We start from the raw sequence: 15,234 nt of genomic DNA, 5'->3' as shown, positions 1-15,234 counted from the left end.
CCCTGTCAAAGCGCGCCGCCGACCCAGATCGGCGGACGCCGGTGGTGCCAGTCGATCTCGCGCTCGAGTTCATAGGCGAGTTCGAGCAATTTGCGCTCGCCCCCCGGCTCGGCGGTGAATTGCATTCCGATCGGCATCCCGTCGCGCGAGAAACCCATCGGCAGCGCGATCGCCGCCGCGCCCGCCGCATTTTCGATCGGCGTATACGCAACGTACGTCCGCAATGTATCGGCGAGATCGGCGTAACGCCTGGTCGGATCGAGCACCCCGATCGCGAGCGGCGGCGACCCGAGGACCGGGGTCAGCAGCATGTCGTAGTTGGCGAACTGCGCCGCATATTGCCGTTCGAGGAGCTGCAGCGCCGCCGTCGCACGAGCGATGTCGGCGTCGCCGTAGCGAGCCCCTGCCGCCGCCCAGCTCAGCGTCAGCGGTTCGATATCGCGCGCGGTCGGCTTGTGGTGGATGAACGCCTCCGCCGCCTTGATCCGCCCGGCCGCTCCCGCGCTCCACAGCGTTTCGAACGCCGCTGCCACCGCCGAGCCGTCGTAAACTGGCGGCGCATCTACCATGCGGTGGCCGCGTTTCTTCAACTCGTGGACGGTGAGCTCGAACACCGCGGCGACATCGGGATGCGGCTCGTGTCCGGTCGCCGATGCGCGCTGGAGCCCGATCCGAAGGTGCCGCCCCTCGAACCCGGTGACCAGCCCGACCGGGGGGTAGACCGCGTCGCCGGCGGGGCGCTCCATCGCCGCGAACCACGCCGCAGTGTCGCGGACCGTCCGGCTGAGGCACGACTGGACGGTGAAATCGGTGACGGCGCGCCCGGTGTCGCCGATCATCCGCGCGCGGCTCGGCTTCAATCCGACGAGCCCGCAACACGAAGCCGGGATACGGATCGAGCCGCCGCCGTCGTTGCCGTGCGCGACCGCGACGACCCCCGCCGCGACTGCCGCCGCCGACCCGCCCGATGATCCGCCCGCCGATCGGTCGAGCCGCCACGGATTGCGCGTTGGTCCGGTCAGCAGCGCCTCGGTTGTCGGCAGCAGGCCGAATTCGGGGAGGTTCGACCGCCCGATCGAGACCAGTCCGGCGCGCGCGATCGCGGCGACACCGGGGGCGTCGGTGACGCCGACGCGGTCGCGCAGCGCGCGGCAGCCGCTCGTCCACGGCAGGCCTGCCTGCTCGATATTGTCCTTGATCAGCGTCGGGATGCCCGCGAGCGGCCCGTCGGGGTTCTTGGCCGCGGCGGCGCGGGCGCGGTCGTAGTTCGGATGCGACACCGCGTTGATCAGCGGGTTGGCGCGGTCGAGGCGGGTGATTGCCGCCTCGGTCAGCGCAGCTGGCGTCGTCCGCCCGCGGTCGAGCGCCGACGCCGCCCCGACCGCATCGCGCGGCGGTTTGCGCTTGCCCTCGACGCCGGTCAGCGGCGCGAGCGCGGCGAGCACCGCTCCCGCTTCGAGAAAGCGCCGTCGTGTGACCGTTGTCATGCTGGTCCTCCCGCCTCCAGACTAATAGACCACCCGCGCCGTGCAACCTATCGCCGTGCGTGACGCTTGGTGCCCGCCAATCGCGAAGGACCTATCGATGCCCGACTCCCGCCTGTTCGCCCCGCTGCACCTCGGCGGCCTGACGCTGCCCAACCGCATCGTTATCGCGCCGATGTGCCAGTATTCGGCCGACGGCGAGGGCAGCGCGACCGACTGGCACACGACGCATCTCGGCAGCCTCGCGCAATCGGGCGCAGGGCTGCTGATCCTCGAAGCGAGCGCGGTGGTTCCCGAAGGGCGGATCAGCCCCGACGACCTCGGCCTATGGTCCGACGCCAACGAGGCCGCCCTTGTTCCGGTACTCGCAGCGATCCGCCGCTGGTCGCCGATGCCGGTCGGCATCCAGCTTGCCCATGCCGGACGCAAGGCGTCGACCAAATTGCCGTGGCAGGGCGGCGCGCAGCTCACCCCGGGCGAGCCCGACGGCTGGCAGACCGTCGCGCCGTCGGCGCTGACCTATTCGCCGACCGAGCACCCGCCGGTCGCGCTCGACGCCGCCGGGCTGGCGCGGGTCAAGGACGGATTTGTCGAAGCGGCGCGGCGGGCCGATCGGCTCGGGATCGACCTGATCGAGCTCCACGGCGCGCACGGTTACCTGCTCCACCAGTTCCTGTCGCCGCTGTCGAATGTTCGCGAGGATGAGTATGGCGGCAGCCTCGAAAACCGGATGCGCTTCCCGCTCGAGGTGTTCGACGCGGTCCGCGCCGCGTTCCCGGCGCACAAGCCGGTCGGGATCCGCGTCTCGGCGACCGACTGGGCTCCCGGCGGCTGGAACGTCGAGCAGACGATCGCGTTTGCGAAGGCGATCGAGGCACGCGGCTGCGATTATATCCATGTCTCGAGCGCCGGGCTGACGTCGGTCCAGAAGATCACCGCTGGGCCAGGCTATCAGGTGCCGTTCGCGCGCGCGATCAAGGCGGCGGTGTCGATGCCGGTGATTGCGGTTGGGATGATCACCGAGCCCGAGCATGCCGAGGCGATTGTCGCAACCGGCGATGCCGACGCGGTCGCGCTCGCTCGCGGGATCCTGTTCGATCCGCGCTGGCCGTGGCACGCGGCGGCGCACCTCGGGGCGAAGGTCCACGCCGCGCCGCAGTACCTGCGCTCGCAGCCGTCGCGGTTTCGGACGCTGTTCGACTCCTGACGACAAGTAGAGCCGCGTGGCGAGGGACATCGTGGAATCCCTCGCTGCTGGTAACATAATTACCCGATTTTAGGATGAACCGGACTCGAAACGCGGTCATCGGAATAGATTGTCGCATCTGCTCGAGAGTGTTTCATGTATTATGAGGTACTGCCGGGGAAGATCGAATGATTTTCCCCAAACCGGACTGCCGCGTACCAGTATCGATAATGACACTGTTAATGTCGCGGCCATCTTTTCGAGGAGTATGACGATGAAAGCCAATCTTATTATTGCCGGTATCTTGATTGCCGGCGGCACGATTGCCCACGCCCAGTCGACTGCACCGATGACCGCCGTCGCCCCCGCCGAGCAGGCCCCGCCTCCGAGCGTGACCGCGGTCCCGGCAGAATCCGCGGCGCAGGCTCCGGCCCCCCTTGCCGCCGAGGCGGCGAGCACGACGACGGCGAGTGCGTCTGACGGCGTCACCAAGGAGGGCGGGAAGTACGTCAAGGACGGCCGCCCGGCGACGAAGGTCGAAATCGCCAGCTATAAGAACGCTGGCAAATCGCGCCACGAATAAACCGACGATCGGCCCCCTCCCAATAGAGGGAGGGGGCGTTTCCAGCAGAACTCTGCCCGCAAAACGCGATTTAGGACTGTTCGACGAGGCCGCCGGTCGCTAATTTCACTGCATGAGCCAGCCCCAGCCGAACCCCCGTTTTCGCTCTCGCGGAGGACGCCGGTTTGACATCACGGGAATCGCGATCATCATGGCTTCACTGCTGGCGTCGTCGGCCATCGCCGCGACGCCGCGCGAGGTGACGATCGTCGATGGCGCGGTGACGCTCCACGGCACGATTCTGCTGCCCGACGGCGATGCGAAAGTCCCGGGCGTCGTTCTCATTGCCGGGTCGGGACCGACCGATCGCGACGGCAACAGCCACATCCGCAGCCAGACGCTCCAGAATAACAGTCTCAAGTTGCTCGCCGAAGGGCTGGCAGCGCGGGGCATCGCTTCGCTGCGCTACGACAAGCGCGGGATCGGCGAGAGCAAGGTCGTCAACCTTGACGAGTCGACACTGCGCTTCGGGACCTATGTCGCCGACGCTGCCAAGTGGGCCGCAACCCTTGCCGCCGACCCCCGGATTAGCCGGGTCGTTCTGATCGGGCACAGCGAGGGCGCGCTGATCGCGACGATGGCAGCGGAGAAGGCCACGGTTGCGGGTGTCGTGTCGATTTCGGGGGCGGGCGAGCCTGCATCTGCCGTCTTGCGCCGCCAGTTTCATGCGGGTGCGATGCCCGCGGCGCTGATCGCCCCCGCCGAAGCGACGCTCGACAGCCTATCTGCTGGCAAGCTCGTCGCCGCGCCGCCCCCCGAGCTGCTCGTGCTGTTCCGGCCGAGCGTCCAGCCGTACCTGATTTCATGGCTGCCGCTCGATCCGGCGGCGGAGCTGGCGAAGCTGAACGTGCCGGTCCTGATCGTTCAGGGCGCGACCGACCTCCAGATCAGCAAGCGCGACGCCGGTCTGCTTGCGGCGGCGAAGCCCGATGCCAAGCTCGTCATCGTGCCCGGTATGAACCATGTGCTCAAGACTGCGCCGCTCGACCGCGCTGCCAACGTCGCGACGTATAGCGACCCGTCGTTGCCGCTCGCGCCGGGGCTGCTTGACGCCGTCGCCGGGTTCGTCGAGGCGACTAAGTAAGCCTTACTCGCGGCGGACGCTGACGATCTTGACCGGCTTGACCAGCATCTGGCCGCGCATCACGCCGACGCCGGTATCGCCGACCGGCTCGTCGAGGATCTGCCGGACGACGTCCATGCCATCGGTGACATGCCCGAACGCGGCGAAGCCAGCGTTGTCTCCGGTGTCCTGCGGGTGCGCGTCGAGCGACGACAGCGGGCCGGTGGTGATGAAGAAGTCGCCGCGTGCCGACCCGGGAGTCGTCCGTGCCATCGAGATCGTTCCCTCGCCATGCGCCAGCCCGGTGGTCGTGGTCGGCTCGTGCGCGACCGGCGGCAGGACGCGCTTGGGGTCGCCACGCACGCCGCCCTGAACGAGCCCGATGCCGGGGGCGACCTTCGTCGCGCGGTAGAAGGTCGTGCCGTCGAAGCGCTTCTGGTCGACGTAGCGGAGGAAGTTTGCCGTCGTCAGCGGAGCATCCTTGCGGTCGAGCTCGACGACGATCGCACCGTCGCTTGTCGTGATGCGGACGGTCGTCGTGTCGGGCGTCGACGCGGCACCTGCGGGAGCGGCGGCGAGCAGTGCCAGTGCGAGGGCAAAGCGGATCATGCCAGCGGTCCGCCGAGCGATGCCCAGTCGCGGTCCCCGCCGCCGTCGGCGATGATCTTGTCCATCCGCGCGATCAACATTCGGGCAAGCGGCAGTTCGGCGTCAGGGGCGGCGGCGATCCCGAACGCGACGTCCTTGCGGCCGAGGCGCATCGCGAAGCCGACCGGCTCGAACTTCTGCGCGGCGATCATTGCACCGTATGCCCCGATGATCCGGCTGCCGAAGTTGGTCTCGTTGAACAGGTCGAGCATCGCGTCGCGCTCGACCCCGCGCGCACCTGCGATCGCCATCGCCTCGGTGACCAGCTCGGTCAGCGCGGCGATGCCGAAGTTCGCCGCGAGCTTCGCCGCCGCCGCCATACCGGGCTCGGCACCCATGATCAGCAGCTTCGGCCCGAGCGCTTCAAACACCGGGCGTGCGGTGTCAATGTCGGCATCGGCCCCGGCGGCGAAGACCACCAGCTTGCCTGCCGCCGCCGCATCGGGCCGTCCAAGGACCTGCGCCGAGACGAAGCGCTGCCCGGCCTCGCGGTGCGCTGCGTCGAGCCGGTCGGTCAACGCGACGCTGACGGTGCTGCACGAGATGTGGAGGACGTCAGGCCTCGCCGATAGGATGCCGTCCGCGCCGAAGGTCACCGCCTCGACCGCGTGGTCGTCGGCGAGCATCGACACGACGATCCCGGCCTTCGCTGCTTCGGCCGGGGACGCAGCGATGGTCGCGCCTTCGATCGCCTCGGCTTTCGCGACGTCGCGGTTCCACACTGTCACCGCATGTCCCGCCGCGATCAGCGACTTCGCCATGCCCGAGCCCATTTGCCCAAGGCCGATAAACCCGACGTGCATGTGCTGTGTCCTGCGGTGATGCCGAGCGGTAACCGACAGCCGGGCGCGGGCGTTCCCTACCCCTCCGCGCGCTGCGCCAGCCAGCGTTCGAGCCACTTGATCGAATAATCCCCGGCGATGAAGTCGGGATCGTCGAGCAACGCCTGGTGGAGCGGGATCGTCGTCTTGACCCCAGTGATGACATATTCCTCGAGCGCGCGCTTCAGCCGCATCCGGCACTGCTCGCGGTCGTCGCCGAAGACGATCAGTTTGGCGATCAGGCTGTCGTAGTGCGGCGGGATGCGGTAGCCGGCATACAGCGCGCTATCGACGCGGACGCCCGGGCCGCCGGGGGCGTGATAGTCGATCACCCGGCCCGGCGACGGCGCGAAGGTCGCGGGGTCCTCGGCGTTGATCCGGCACTCGATCGCATGCCCGGCAAAGCGGATCTTGTCCTGCGTCACCGACAGCGGCATGCCCGCCGCGACTCGGATCTGCTCGCGAACGAGGTCGATGCCCGTAATCGCCTCGGTCACCGGATGCTCGACCTGGAGGCGGGTGTTCATCTCGATGAAGTAGAATTTCCCATCCTCGTACAGGAACTCCATCGTCCCCGCGCCGCGGTACTTGAGCTTGGCGACGGCGGCGCGGACGACTTCGCCCATCTCGGCGCGCTGCGTCGCGGTGAGTGCGGGGGAGGGGGCCTCCTCCAGCATCTTCTGATGGCGCCGCTGGAGCGAGCAGTCGCGCTCGCCGAGGTGGATCGCGCCGCCCAGCCCATCGCCGAACACCTGGAATTCGATATGGCGCGGCTCGCTGAGGTATTTCTCGATGTAGACGGTGTCGTCGCCGAACGCGGCCTTCGCCTCGGCCTTGGCCTGCGCCATCAGGCTGGCGAGCGAGGCGGCATCGGGGACGACCTTCATGCCGCGTCCACCGCCGCCGCTCGCTGCCTTGACCAGCACCGGGTAGCCGATCTTGTTCGCCACCGCGATGCCCTCGGAGGCGTCGGCGACCGCGCCGTCGGAGCCGGGAACTAGCGGCAGGCCGATCGCGGCGGCGGTGCGCTTCGCTTCGACCTTGTCGCCCATCTGGCGGATGTGGTCGGGCGACGGCCCGATCCAGACGATGTTGTGCTCCTCGACGATCCCGGCAAAGCGCGCGTTCTCGCTGAGGAAACCGTAGCCGGGGTGGATCGCGTCGGCCTGCGCGACTTCGGCGGCCGAGATGATGTTGGGGATGTTGAGGTAGCTGTCGGTCGCCGATGGCGGTCCGATGCAGATCGCCTCGTCGGCGAGGCGGACGTGCATCGCGTCGGCGTCGGCGGTCGAATGGACCGCGACGGTCTTGATGCCCATGTCGTGCGCCGCGCGGTGGACGCGGAGTGCGATTTCGCCGCGGTTGGCGATCAGGATCTTCTTGAACACCGCGGTTACTCGATCACGATCAGCGGCTCGTCGTATTCGACCGGCTGTTCGTTGGTGATGAGGATGCGCGCGACGGTCCCAGCCTTGGGCGCGGTGATCGGGTTCATCACCTTCATCGCCTCGATGATCAGGAGCGTCTGGCCCGCCTTCACGGTCGCGCCGACGGTGACGTACGGCGGGCTGGCGGGGTCGGGGGTGAGGTAGGCGGTGCCGACGATCGGCGAGCGGACGAGGCCGGGATGCTTGCGGACATCGTCGACCGCAGGGGCTTCGGGTGCGGCGGACGCGGCTGCGGCAGGAGCGGCGGCGGTTGCTGCCGGAGCTTGGGCATACATGGGCGCGGCCGCGACCGGCGCGGGAGTGCGGGCGACGCGAATCTTGCGTTCGCCGTCCTGGACCTCGATCTCGGTCAGCCGTGTCGAGTCGAGTAATTCGGCAAGCTCGCGAACCAGCTTGGTGTCGACCTGCATCGGTCCGGTGGAATCGGTCATGGTTACCCTCGGTCTACCCCGAAGGCTTAAGTGTCAGAACGTCGCCGCCGCGTCCAGCGCAAGCACGTAACCGAGCGGTCCAAGCCCGGCGATCGTCGCGCGCGCGACCGGGGCAATCCAACTTTTGTGGCGGAATTCCTCGCGCGCGTGCGGGTTCGACAGATGGACCTCGATCACCGGCACCGGCACGCCCTTGATCGCATCGTGGAGCGCGATCGAGGTGTGCGTCAGCGCGCCCGCGTTGAGGATCACCGCACGAATTTCGCGGCTCCCCGCCTCATGGAGCCAGTCGATCAGGTGCCCCTCGTGGTTCGACTGGCGCAGGTCGATGGTGAGACCAAGCGTCGCTGCACGGTCCTCCAGCATCATCGCGATGTCGTCGAGCGTATCGTGCCCGTACACCTCGGGCTCGCGGCTGCCGAGCAGGTTGAGGTTCGGGCCGTTGAGAACATAGACGAGGGTGCTGGCATCGGTCATGCCCGGGACTATATGACCTCCCATTCAACCCGTCATCCCCGCGACGGCGGGGACCCATCACCCCGGCTATGTGGGTGGGTCCCCGCCGTCGCGGGGATGACGATCAACGAGTGACACCGATGATCGACATCACCCTCAACGGCGACCCCCGCCACGTCGCCCCCGGCACGACGATCGCCGGCCTGCTCGCCGACCTGTCGCTCGATGCCGCCAAGGTCGCAGTCGAGCGCAACCTCGTCATCGTCCCGCGCTCGACCTTCGCGAGCCAAGCGCTCGGGGCCGGGGACAAGCTCGAAGTCGTCCACTTTGTCGGCGGCGGCTCGGATGGCGGCGAACCCGACGATGGCTGGACGGTCGCGGGCCGCCGCTTCACCTCGCGGCTGATCGTCGGCACCGGCAAGTACAAGGACTATGCCCAGAACGCCGCCGCCGTCGCCGCGTCGGGGGCGGAGATCGTCACCGTCGCGGTCCGCCGGGTCAACGTCACCGATCGCGGCAAGCCGATGCTGACCGACTTCATCGACCCGAAGAAGGTGACGTATCTCCCCAACACCGCGGGCTGCTTCACCGGCGACGAGGCGGTGCGGACGCTGCGGCTGGCGCGCGAGGCGGGCGGCTGGAACCTCGTCAAGCTCGAGGTGCTGGGGGAGGCGCGGACGCTGTATCCCGACATGGCCGAGACGCTCATCGCGACCGCGACCCTGGTCAAGGAGGGTTTCGACGTCATGGTCTACTGCGCCGATGACCCGATCGCGGCGAAGAAGCTCGAGGACCTCGGCGCGTGCGCGATCATGCCGCTGGGTGCGCCGATCGGCTCGGGGCTGGGCTTGCAGAACCCGGTGATGATCCGGCTGATCGTCGAGGGCGCGAAGGTCCCCGTCCTCGTCGACGCCGGGGTCGGCACCGCGTCCGACGCCGCGATCGCGATGGAGCTCGGCTGCGACGGCGTCCTGATGAACACCGCGATCGCCGAGGCGAAGGACCCTGTCGCGATGGCGCGCGCGATGAAGCTCGCGGTCGAGGCGGGGCGGCTGGCGTATGGTGCGGGGCGGATGGGTCGGCGGCGGTATGCAGATCCGAGTTCGCCGCTGGCGGGGTTGATTTGAGGGGCGAGGCGGGCGTTGAGCGATAGAGCGCTTGACGACTGGATCAGCCGTTAGCTCGTCAGTCCTCGCGAGAACCCGAAAGGTAGCCCGGCGACTGCATCGAGCACGTTCTGCCTAGACCCGAAAAATGCAATCGGATCGATCAGATTTTTGGCCAGAGTTTGCGATGTCACCGGGTTTTGACTTAAAACTACAGTAACTCGATCCAGATGCTTTCGACAAAGATCAGAAATAATATCAATAGCAATCGGCAGCTGACGGTATAATCGATCGAGCGTGGGCTTGTGAAATTGAACTCTTTTTGTCGCAGCACCTATTTTCCAGCCATCTTCTATCTCGACTAGAAAAAGATTCTCATGATGCCAGATAGCGTCCGCCACATCCTCTTCTAAATAGACGTGAGCAATCGCTCTATTCCTGATTTTTAACAATATCTGATGATCATCTCTCTGATTATCATCAAGCTTGGAATTTATATCTATAGGCCCGCGTTCGCTCATTTTTCCACTGGTCGAAGTGCCGCGAGCGTAGAGCGTTATCGCATTAAAAAGGAGCGAGCTTTCTATTGACGACCGCTCGATCGTTCCTCTTTTGCGTGGGCTTAAGAGCAATTGTTTCAATGCGTCGCAGCAGCTAAGTGCTTGAGACAGATCGCTTTGACATGATTGTGCCTGCGCTGCTTTTCTTAAGGTTGTGAGCAGTCGAGCATAGCGGATATCGTCACCGACATCACGCGCAACACCGCGTAGGTCGACAAATCTTCTTTGTCCATTCTTCATGCTCGGAACATAGCGCTAAGCTAGCGGTCGGCAAAGCCGCCGCTGTCGTCGGACGGGTTCGGCGGAGAAGCTCCGCCGCCCCGCCGGCCGGGCTCGACGCGAGTCCGCGATAAGCGCGGGATTGCAAAGGGCAATCCCACGCTTATCGCAGGCCGCTTACGAGCTGTAATACATATCGAACTCGACCGCGCTCGGCGTCATTTCCCAGCGCATCACGTCCTGCATCTTCAGCTCGATATACGAATCGATCTGGTCATCGGTGAACACCCCGCCCTTGGTGAAGATCGCGCGCGAGCGATCCAAAGCCCCCAACGCCTCACGCAGCGACGCGCACACCGTCGGGACCTTTTTCAGTTCACGCGGCGGCAGGTCGTACAGGTTCTTGTCCATCGGCTGGCCGGGGTGGATCTTGTTCTCGATGCCGTCGAGGCCCGCCATCAGCAGCGCGGTGTAGCAGAGGTACGGGTTCGCCATTGCGTCGGGGAAGCGGACTTCGACGCGCTTTGACTTGCCGCCGGTGCCGTACGGAATGCGGCACGACGCCGAGCGGTTGCGGCTCGAGTAAGCGAGCAGCACCGGCGCTTCGAAGCCCGGGACCAGCCGCTTGTAGCTGTTGGTCGATGGGTTGGTGAAAGCGTTGCAAGCCTTGGCGTGCTTGATGATGCCACCGATGAAGTACAGCGCCATCTCCGACAGGCCGGCGTAACCGTCGCCGGCGAACAACGGGGTCTTGCCGTTCCAGATCGACAGGTGGGTGTGCATGCCGCTGCCGTTGTCGTCCTTGATCGGCTTCGGCATGAACGTCGCGGTCTTGCCGTAGGCGTGCGCGACCTGGTGGACGACGTACTTGTACACCTGCATCCGGTCGGCGGTCGTCGTCAGCGTGCCGAAGGTCAGGCCGAGTTCATGCTGCGCGGCGGCGACCTCGTGGTGGTGCTTGTCGCACGGCAGGCCCATTTCGAGCATCGTCGAGACCATCTCGGCGCGAAGGTCGACCGCGCTGTCGACCGGCGCGACGGGGAAATAGCCGCCCTTGACGCGCGGGCGGTGGCCCATGTTGCCTTCGTCATACTTGGTGCCGGTGTTGGTCGGCAGTTCGATGTCGTCGAGCTCGTAGCTGCCGACGTTGTAGCCGAGCTTCCAGCGGACGTCGTCGAAGACGAAGAATTCGGCTTCCGGCCCGATATAGATCGTGTCCCCGATGCCGGTCGACTTGAGATACGCCTCGCCGCGCTTGGCGGTCGAGCGCGGGTCGCGGCCGTACAGCTGGCCGGTCGACGGCTCGACGATGTCACAGATCAGGATGAGCATCGGGGTGGCGGAGAACGGGTCGATGTACGTCGCGTCGAGGTCGGGCATGAGTATCATGTCCGACTCGTTGATCGCCTTCCAGCCGTCGATCGACGAGCCGTCGAACATGAAGCCGTCCGACAGCATGTCCTCGTCGACGACGCCCGCGACCATCGTCAGGTGCTGCCACTTGCCCTTGGGGTCGGTGAAGCGAAGATCGACCCACTCGATCTCCTTTTCCTTGATCATGTCGAGGACGGATGCTGCGGTTTCGGCCATGGTGTTCCCTCGCTCAGGTGTGGTGTTTGACGGATGAAAGATTAGATCGCGTCGGAGTCGCGCTCTCCGGTGCGGATGCGAACGGCGGCGTCGATCGTCGAGACGAAGATCTTGCCGTCGCCGATGCGCCCGGTGCGCGCCGCGTTGGCGATCGCTTCGACGACGCGGTCGGCCTGGTCGTCATCGACGACGACTTCGAGGCGAACCTTCGGCAGAAAGTCGACGACATATTCGGCGCCGCGATAGAGCTCGGTGTGGCCCTTCTGGCGGCCGAAGCCCTTGGCTTCGGTGACAGTGATGCCGCTGACGCCGACCTCGTGGAGCGCCTCCTTAACCTCGTCGAGCTTGAACGGCTTGATGACGGCTTCGATTTTTTTCACGCGCGCGGGTCCACCCTTTACCATAGCCTAGCACAGGCCGTGCCAGCCGGTGAACGGGGGATTTCGCGGGTGCAGCACGATTTTTCAGCGCGATATCATGCCTAACGCGGCGGCATGTGCCTGATTTTCGGGCTTATGATCGCCGAAGCCGGGGACGATCGATCAGACCGTCGTCGCGTACCCGCCGTCGACCGCGATGATGCTGCCGCAGACGAAGCCGCTCGCCTTCGAGCCGAGGTAGAGCGCAACGCCGGCCATGTCGGTGGGATTGCCGATCCGCTTCATCGGGGTCGCCGCGACCGAGGCAGCGGCCCACTCCTCGGGGATCGCGGCGGTCATCTTCGACGGGAAATAGCCCGGGGCGATCGCGTTCACGGCGATATGGCGGCTCGCGAGGTTCTTCGCCATCATCTTGGTCAGATGGAGGACGGCGGCCTTCGACGCGGCATAGCTGTACGTCTCGATATTGCTGACGTGCATCCCGTCGATCGAGCCGATGTTGATGACGCGGGCGAAGTCGTCGACGCTCCCGGCGGCTTCAAGCAGTTTGACGAGGCGTTGGGTGAGGAAGAACAGCGACTTGACGTTCAGGTCGACGATCTTGTCCCAGCCGCTTTCGGGGAACGAATCGAACGGCGCGCCCCAGCTCGCCCCGGCATTGTTGAACAGCACGTCGATCCTGCTTTCGCGGGCTTCGAGCGCGGTGGCGAAGCGCTCGATCTCGTCCATCTTCGATAGGTCGGCGGGGATCGAGATGCACTCGCCCGACTTCGACAGCTCGGCGGCGAGCCCGTCGCACACCGCCGCGTTGCGCGCGGTGATGTAGACCTTGGCACCGTTCTCGACATAGGCGCGGGCGATCATCTCGCCGATGCCGCGGCTGCCGCCGGTGATGACGACGACCTTGCCGGCAACGGAAAACAGGTCTGCGATCTTCATGGTCTTGGGTCCTTTAAATCGGTTCGCCGGCGGCGCGGGCGCGCTCGACGCGGCTTGCCTCGGCAGCAGGAAGCCAGCGGATTGCGAGTACGATGCACAGCCAGACGATCGGCGCGCCGCCAAGCGAGCATAGGATGGCGAAGCGCAGGTCGCCGGTCGCGTCGCTGATCAGGCCGACCATGTACGGGCCGTTGCCGAGCCCGAGCAGCGTCGTGCCCATGAAGAACATCGCTCCCGCCGTCCCGCGCATCCGCGGCAGGACGAGGTCCTGCATCGTCGTCGTGATCCCACCGAGCCAGAAGGTCCCGATCAGCCCATAGAGCGCGTAGCAGACGTAGAACACCGGCAGCGACGTCGTGAAAAAGGCGTAGGCGACGATCGGCAGCGGCACGATCGAGGCGAGCAGCGACACCTTGAGCCGGCCTGCGGGATCGCGCTTGCGCCACGCATCACCGACGATTCCGCCCATCGACGTCCCGATCAGCCCGCCGAGCGCGCCGCCGAGGCCGAGCGCGATGCCTGCCGCCGCCGGGGTCGCGTGGAGCATGCGGAAGGCGTAAATGTAAACCCATGCCCCGATCGCATAGCTGCCGAACGAGATCAGCGTCCCCGCAAGCGCGGCCAGCAGTAAGGTGGGCGTCTTCCAGACGAGCGTATAGAGCGGCTTGTCGCGCACGCTGAGCGACTGCGACCAAGCGAAGACGCCGTAGACGCCGAGCGCCATTGCCGCCCACTGGACCGCGTTCGAGGTGATCGCGGTGCCGCCGACGCTAAACAAGATCTTGAGCTTGGCGGCGGGAACGAGGCTGTCGGTCCAGCGCGTTAGGACGATCGCCGCCGCGATGGCGAAGACGATGGCGAGGAAGTTGGCACCGACGACGCGGCCCGTCGCCCCGTCGCGGCGGAGCGTGAACAGCGTGAACGGCGGCAGGATCGTGCCGAGTTCGGCGAACATCTTGAGGAACGGATGCGGCTCGCGCGGGCCCTTGGTCAGGATCCCGTCGGCGAGCCCGCGTGGCGGCTCGCGCAGCGTCATCACCAGCGCGGCGAGGAGCAGGCCGGGGATGCCGATGATGAGGAACGCCGCCTGCCACCCCGACAGGCCGAGCGGGGCGGCCCCGCCGGCATACGCCTTGTTCCACCCGGCGACGACGACGCCGCTGATCGCGAAGCTGAGGCCCGCGCCGATGAAAATGCCGCTCGAATAGATCGACAGCGCGGTCGCGCGCTTCTCACGCGGGAACCAGTCGCCGATCAGCGAATAGGCGGCGGGCGACGCGCTCGCCTCGCCGACGCCGACGCCGACGCGCGCGGCGGCGAGTGCGCCGAAGCTCGTCGCGAAGCCCGACAGCGCGGTCATCCCCGACCAGATCGACAGGCCGAGCGCAATCGTCCACGTCCGTACCCACGTATCCGCCAGCCGCCCGAGCGCGAGGCCGAATAGCCCGTAGAACAGCGCGAACACCGTCCCCGACAACAGCCCGATCTGGCCATCGCTCAGCCCAAGGTCTTTCTGGATGTACGGCCCAAGGATGGTGAGGATCGAGCGATCGATGAAGTTGAAGACGTAGACGACCATCAAAACGATGAGGACGTACCAGGCATAGGGTCCGCCGACGCGCTCGGTGCGATCGGCGATCCGTGCGGATTCCGGCATTCGTCTCTCCCCGAGGACCGCCGTCGTCGCGGCGTTGCCCTTGGCTAGCAGGGGTGGGGCGGAACGGGAAGGGTTGATCCTCCCCGAAGCCGGGGAGGATCGGAAGGCTATTCGACTCCGAGCAGCTCGACGTCGAAGATCAGGGTCGCCCCCGGCGGGATGTCGTCGCCCGCGCCGCGCTCGCCGTAGCCCTGGGCTGCCGGGATGATGAGGACGCGCTTGCCGCCGACCTTCATCCCCGCGACGCCTGCGTCCCAGCCGGGGATGACCTGCCCGCCGCCGAGGGGGAAGCTGAACGGCTGGCCGTGGTCGCGCGACGAGTCGAACTTCTTGCCGCGCTTGCCGGCGACGTCGAGCCAGCCGGTGTAATGGACGGTGACGGTCTTGCCCGGCACCGCGAGCGCGCCGGTCCCGACCTTGACGTCGGTCGCGACGGTGCCGCCGGGAAGGGTGACTGCGGCGGTCGCAGCGGCGACGAGAACGACGGCGGCGATCACGCTGCGGCCATCGTCGAGGTTGCCGGACGGCGGCGGAGCGCGGTGCCGACCAGCCCGAAGCCGGCGATCATCAGCGCCCAGTTCGCGGGCTCGGGAACGGTGCCGATGCCGGTGATGTGCGCGACCT

At 66.6% G+C, this 15,234-nt stretch carries 16 protein-coding genes and 1 pseudogene; 4 read left to right on the top strand and 13 right to left on the bottom strand.

The annotated features are described in order from the left end of the window. Positions 1-5 precede the first annotated feature (5 nt). Entirely contained in the window at positions 6-1,487 is a 1,482-nt protein-coding gene (locus KTC28_RS17330) for an amidase (RefSeq protein WP_216709238.1), read from the bottom strand. A 97-nt stretch (positions 1,488-1,584) separates the two neighbouring features. Between KTC28_RS17330 and KTC28_RS17325 the strand changes: the two genes are divergently transcribed. From KTC28_RS17325 to KTC28_RS17315, 3 genes are all read left to right on the top strand, one after another. Then, positions 1,585-2,691, top strand: a complete 1,107-nt coding sequence (locus tag KTC28_RS17325) for an NADH:flavin oxidoreductase/NADH oxidase (protein WP_216709239.1) — start codon at positions 1,585-1,587, stop codon at positions 2,689-2,691. Between the two features lie 253 nt (positions 2,692-2,944). Beyond that, on the top strand, positions 2,945-3,253 hold the full coding sequence (locus tag KTC28_RS17320; protein ID WP_216709240.1) for a hypothetical protein: 309 nt from the start codon (positions 2,945-2,947) through the stop codon (positions 3,251-3,253). 190 nt (positions 3,254-3,443) lie between these two features. Beyond that, complete coding sequence (locus KTC28_RS17315; protein WP_216709241.1) at positions 3,444-4,376, top strand: alpha/beta hydrolase; 933 nt, start codon at positions 3,444-3,446, stop codon at positions 4,374-4,376. A gap of 3 nt (positions 4,377-4,379) precedes the next feature. Here KTC28_RS17315 and KTC28_RS17310 read toward each other — a convergent pair whose 3' ends face one another. From KTC28_RS17310 to aroQ, 5 genes are read right to left on the bottom strand one after another with little or no spacing between them, the layout of a single operon-like run. Beyond that, a complete protein-coding gene (locus tag KTC28_RS17310) occupies positions 4,380-4,964 on the bottom strand; it encodes a peptidylprolyl isomerase (protein ID WP_216709242.1) in 585 nt (194 codons plus the stop codon). Beyond that, positions 4,961-5,806: an NAD(P)-dependent oxidoreductase gene (locus tag KTC28_RS17305; protein WP_216709243.1), complete on the bottom strand. Its 846-nt coding sequence runs from the start codon at positions 5,804-5,806 to the stop codon at positions 4,961-4,963. The genes KTC28_RS17310 and KTC28_RS17305 overlap by 4 nt, the downstream gene beginning before the upstream one ends. Before the next feature lie 56 nt (positions 5,807-5,862). Further along, positions 5,863-7,212: an acetyl-CoA carboxylase biotin carboxylase subunit gene (gene accC, locus KTC28_RS17300; RefSeq protein ID WP_216709244.1), complete on the bottom strand. Its 1,350-nt coding sequence runs from the start codon at positions 7,210-7,212 to the stop codon at positions 5,863-5,865. 5 nt (positions 7,213-7,217) lie between these two features. Next, positions 7,218-7,703 (bottom strand): acetyl-CoA carboxylase biotin carboxyl carrier protein, encoded by a 486-nt coding sequence (gene accB / locus KTC28_RS17295; protein ID WP_216709245.1) that lies wholly within the window; start codon positions 7,701-7,703, stop codon positions 7,218-7,220. Between the two features lie 33 nt (positions 7,704-7,736). Continuing rightward, the gene (aroQ, locus tag KTC28_RS17290) at positions 7,737-8,180 is read right to left on the bottom strand and encodes a type II 3-dehydroquinate dehydratase (RefSeq protein WP_216709246.1); all 444 of its coding nucleotides are present in this window, start codon (positions 8,178-8,180) and stop codon (positions 7,737-7,739) included. 119 nt (positions 8,181-8,299) lie between these two features. On the opposite strand from aroQ, the gene thiS reads away from it, so the two are divergent. Continuing rightward, a complete protein-coding gene (thiS, locus tag KTC28_RS17285; protein ID WP_216709247.1) occupies positions 8,300-9,286 on the top strand; it encodes a sulfur carrier protein ThiS in 987 nt (328 codons plus the stop codon). A gap of 50 nt (positions 9,287-9,336) precedes the next feature. Here thiS and KTC28_RS17280 read toward each other — a convergent pair whose 3' ends face one another. The 7 genes and pseudogenes from KTC28_RS17280 to KTC28_RS23490 form a co-directional block, all read right to left on the bottom strand. Then, entirely contained in the window at positions 9,337-10,065 is a 729-nt protein-coding gene (locus KTC28_RS17280; protein WP_216709248.1) for a hypothetical protein, read from the bottom strand. A gap of 156 nt (positions 10,066-10,221) precedes the next feature. Further along, complete coding sequence (gene glnA / locus KTC28_RS17275; RefSeq protein ID WP_216709249.1) at positions 10,222-11,634, bottom strand: type I glutamate--ammonia ligase; 1,413 nt, start codon at positions 11,632-11,634, stop codon at positions 10,222-10,224. Positions 11,635-11,675: 41 nt separating this feature from the next. After that, positions 11,676-12,014, bottom strand: coding sequence for a P-II family nitrogen regulator (locus KTC28_RS17270; protein ID WP_216709250.1), 339 nt, complete (start codon positions 12,012-12,014; stop codon positions 11,676-11,678). Between the two features lie 162 nt (positions 12,015-12,176). After that, entirely contained in the window at positions 12,177-12,953 is a 777-nt protein-coding gene (locus tag KTC28_RS17265) for an SDR family oxidoreductase (protein WP_216709251.1), read from the bottom strand. A gap of 13 nt (positions 12,954-12,966) precedes the next feature. After that, positions 12,967-14,610 (bottom strand): MFS transporter, encoded by a 1,644-nt coding sequence (locus KTC28_RS17260; RefSeq protein WP_216709252.1) that lies wholly within the window; start codon positions 14,608-14,610, stop codon positions 12,967-12,969. A 107-nt stretch (positions 14,611-14,717) separates the two neighbouring features. Further along, entirely contained in the window at positions 14,718-15,107 is a 390-nt protein-coding gene (locus KTC28_RS17255) for an FKBP-type peptidyl-prolyl cis-trans isomerase (protein WP_255602127.1), read from the bottom strand. After that, positions 15,104-15,205: pseudogene (locus tag KTC28_RS23490) on the bottom strand (PEPxxWA-CTERM sorting domain-containing protein); the annotation flags it as partial. The gene KTC28_RS17255 and the pseudogene KTC28_RS23490, both read right to left, overlap by 4 nt. Between the last annotated feature and the right edge of the window lie 29 nt (positions 15,206-15,234).

This window comes from Polymorphobacter megasporae (genome assembly GCF_018982885.2).
Taxonomy (GTDB): Bacteria; Pseudomonadota; Alphaproteobacteria; order Sphingomonadales; family Sphingomonadaceae; genus Polymorphobacter_B; species Polymorphobacter_B megasporae.
This window is presented reverse-complemented; position numbering and strand designations above follow the sequence as displayed.

Coding starts and splice junctions, on each gene's coding strand:
- KTC28_RS17310 (WP_216709242.1), bottom strand. CDS start 4,964: ATGATCCGCTTTGCCCTCGCACTGGCACTGCTCGCCGCCGCTCCCGCA.
- accB (WP_216709245.1), bottom strand. CDS start 7,703: ATGACCGATTCCACCGGACCGATGCAGGTCGACACCAAGCTGGTTCGC.
- KTC28_RS17330 (WP_216709238.1), bottom strand. CDS start 1,487: ATGACAACGGTCACACGACGGCGCTTTCTCGAAGCGGGAGCGGTGCTC.
- KTC28_RS17325 (WP_216709239.1), top strand. CDS start 1,585: ATGCCCGACTCCCGCCTGTTCGCCCCGCTGCACCTCGGCGGCCTGACG.
- KTC28_RS17305 (WP_216709243.1), bottom strand. CDS start 5,806: ATGCACGTCGGGTTTATCGGCCTTGGGCAAATGGGCTCGGGCATGGCG.
- KTC28_RS17280 (WP_216709248.1), bottom strand. CDS start 10,065: ATGAAGAATGGACAAAGAAGATTTGTCGACCTACGCGGTGTTGCGCGT.
- glnA (WP_216709249.1), bottom strand. CDS start 11,634: ATGGCCGAAACCGCAGCATCCGTCCTCGACATGATCAAGGAAAAGGAG.
- aroQ (WP_216709246.1), bottom strand. CDS start 8,180: ATGACCGATGCCAGCACCCTCGTCTATGTTCTCAACGGCCCGAACCTC.
- KTC28_RS17315 (WP_216709241.1), top strand. CDS start 3,444: ATGGCTTCACTGCTGGCGTCGTCGGCCATCGCCGCGACGCCGCGCGAG.
- KTC28_RS17260 (WP_216709252.1), bottom strand. CDS start 14,610: ATGCCGGAATCCGCACGGATCGCCGATCGCACCGAGCGCGTCGGCGGA.
- thiS (WP_216709247.1), top strand. CDS start 8,300: ATGATCGACATCACCCTCAACGGCGACCCCCGCCACGTCGCCCCCGGC.
- KTC28_RS17265 (WP_216709251.1), bottom strand. CDS start 12,953: ATGAAGATCGCAGACCTGTTTTCCGTTGCCGGCAAGGTCGTCGTCATC.
- KTC28_RS17320 (WP_216709240.1), top strand. CDS start 2,945: ATGAAAGCCAATCTTATTATTGCCGGTATCTTGATTGCCGGCGGCACG.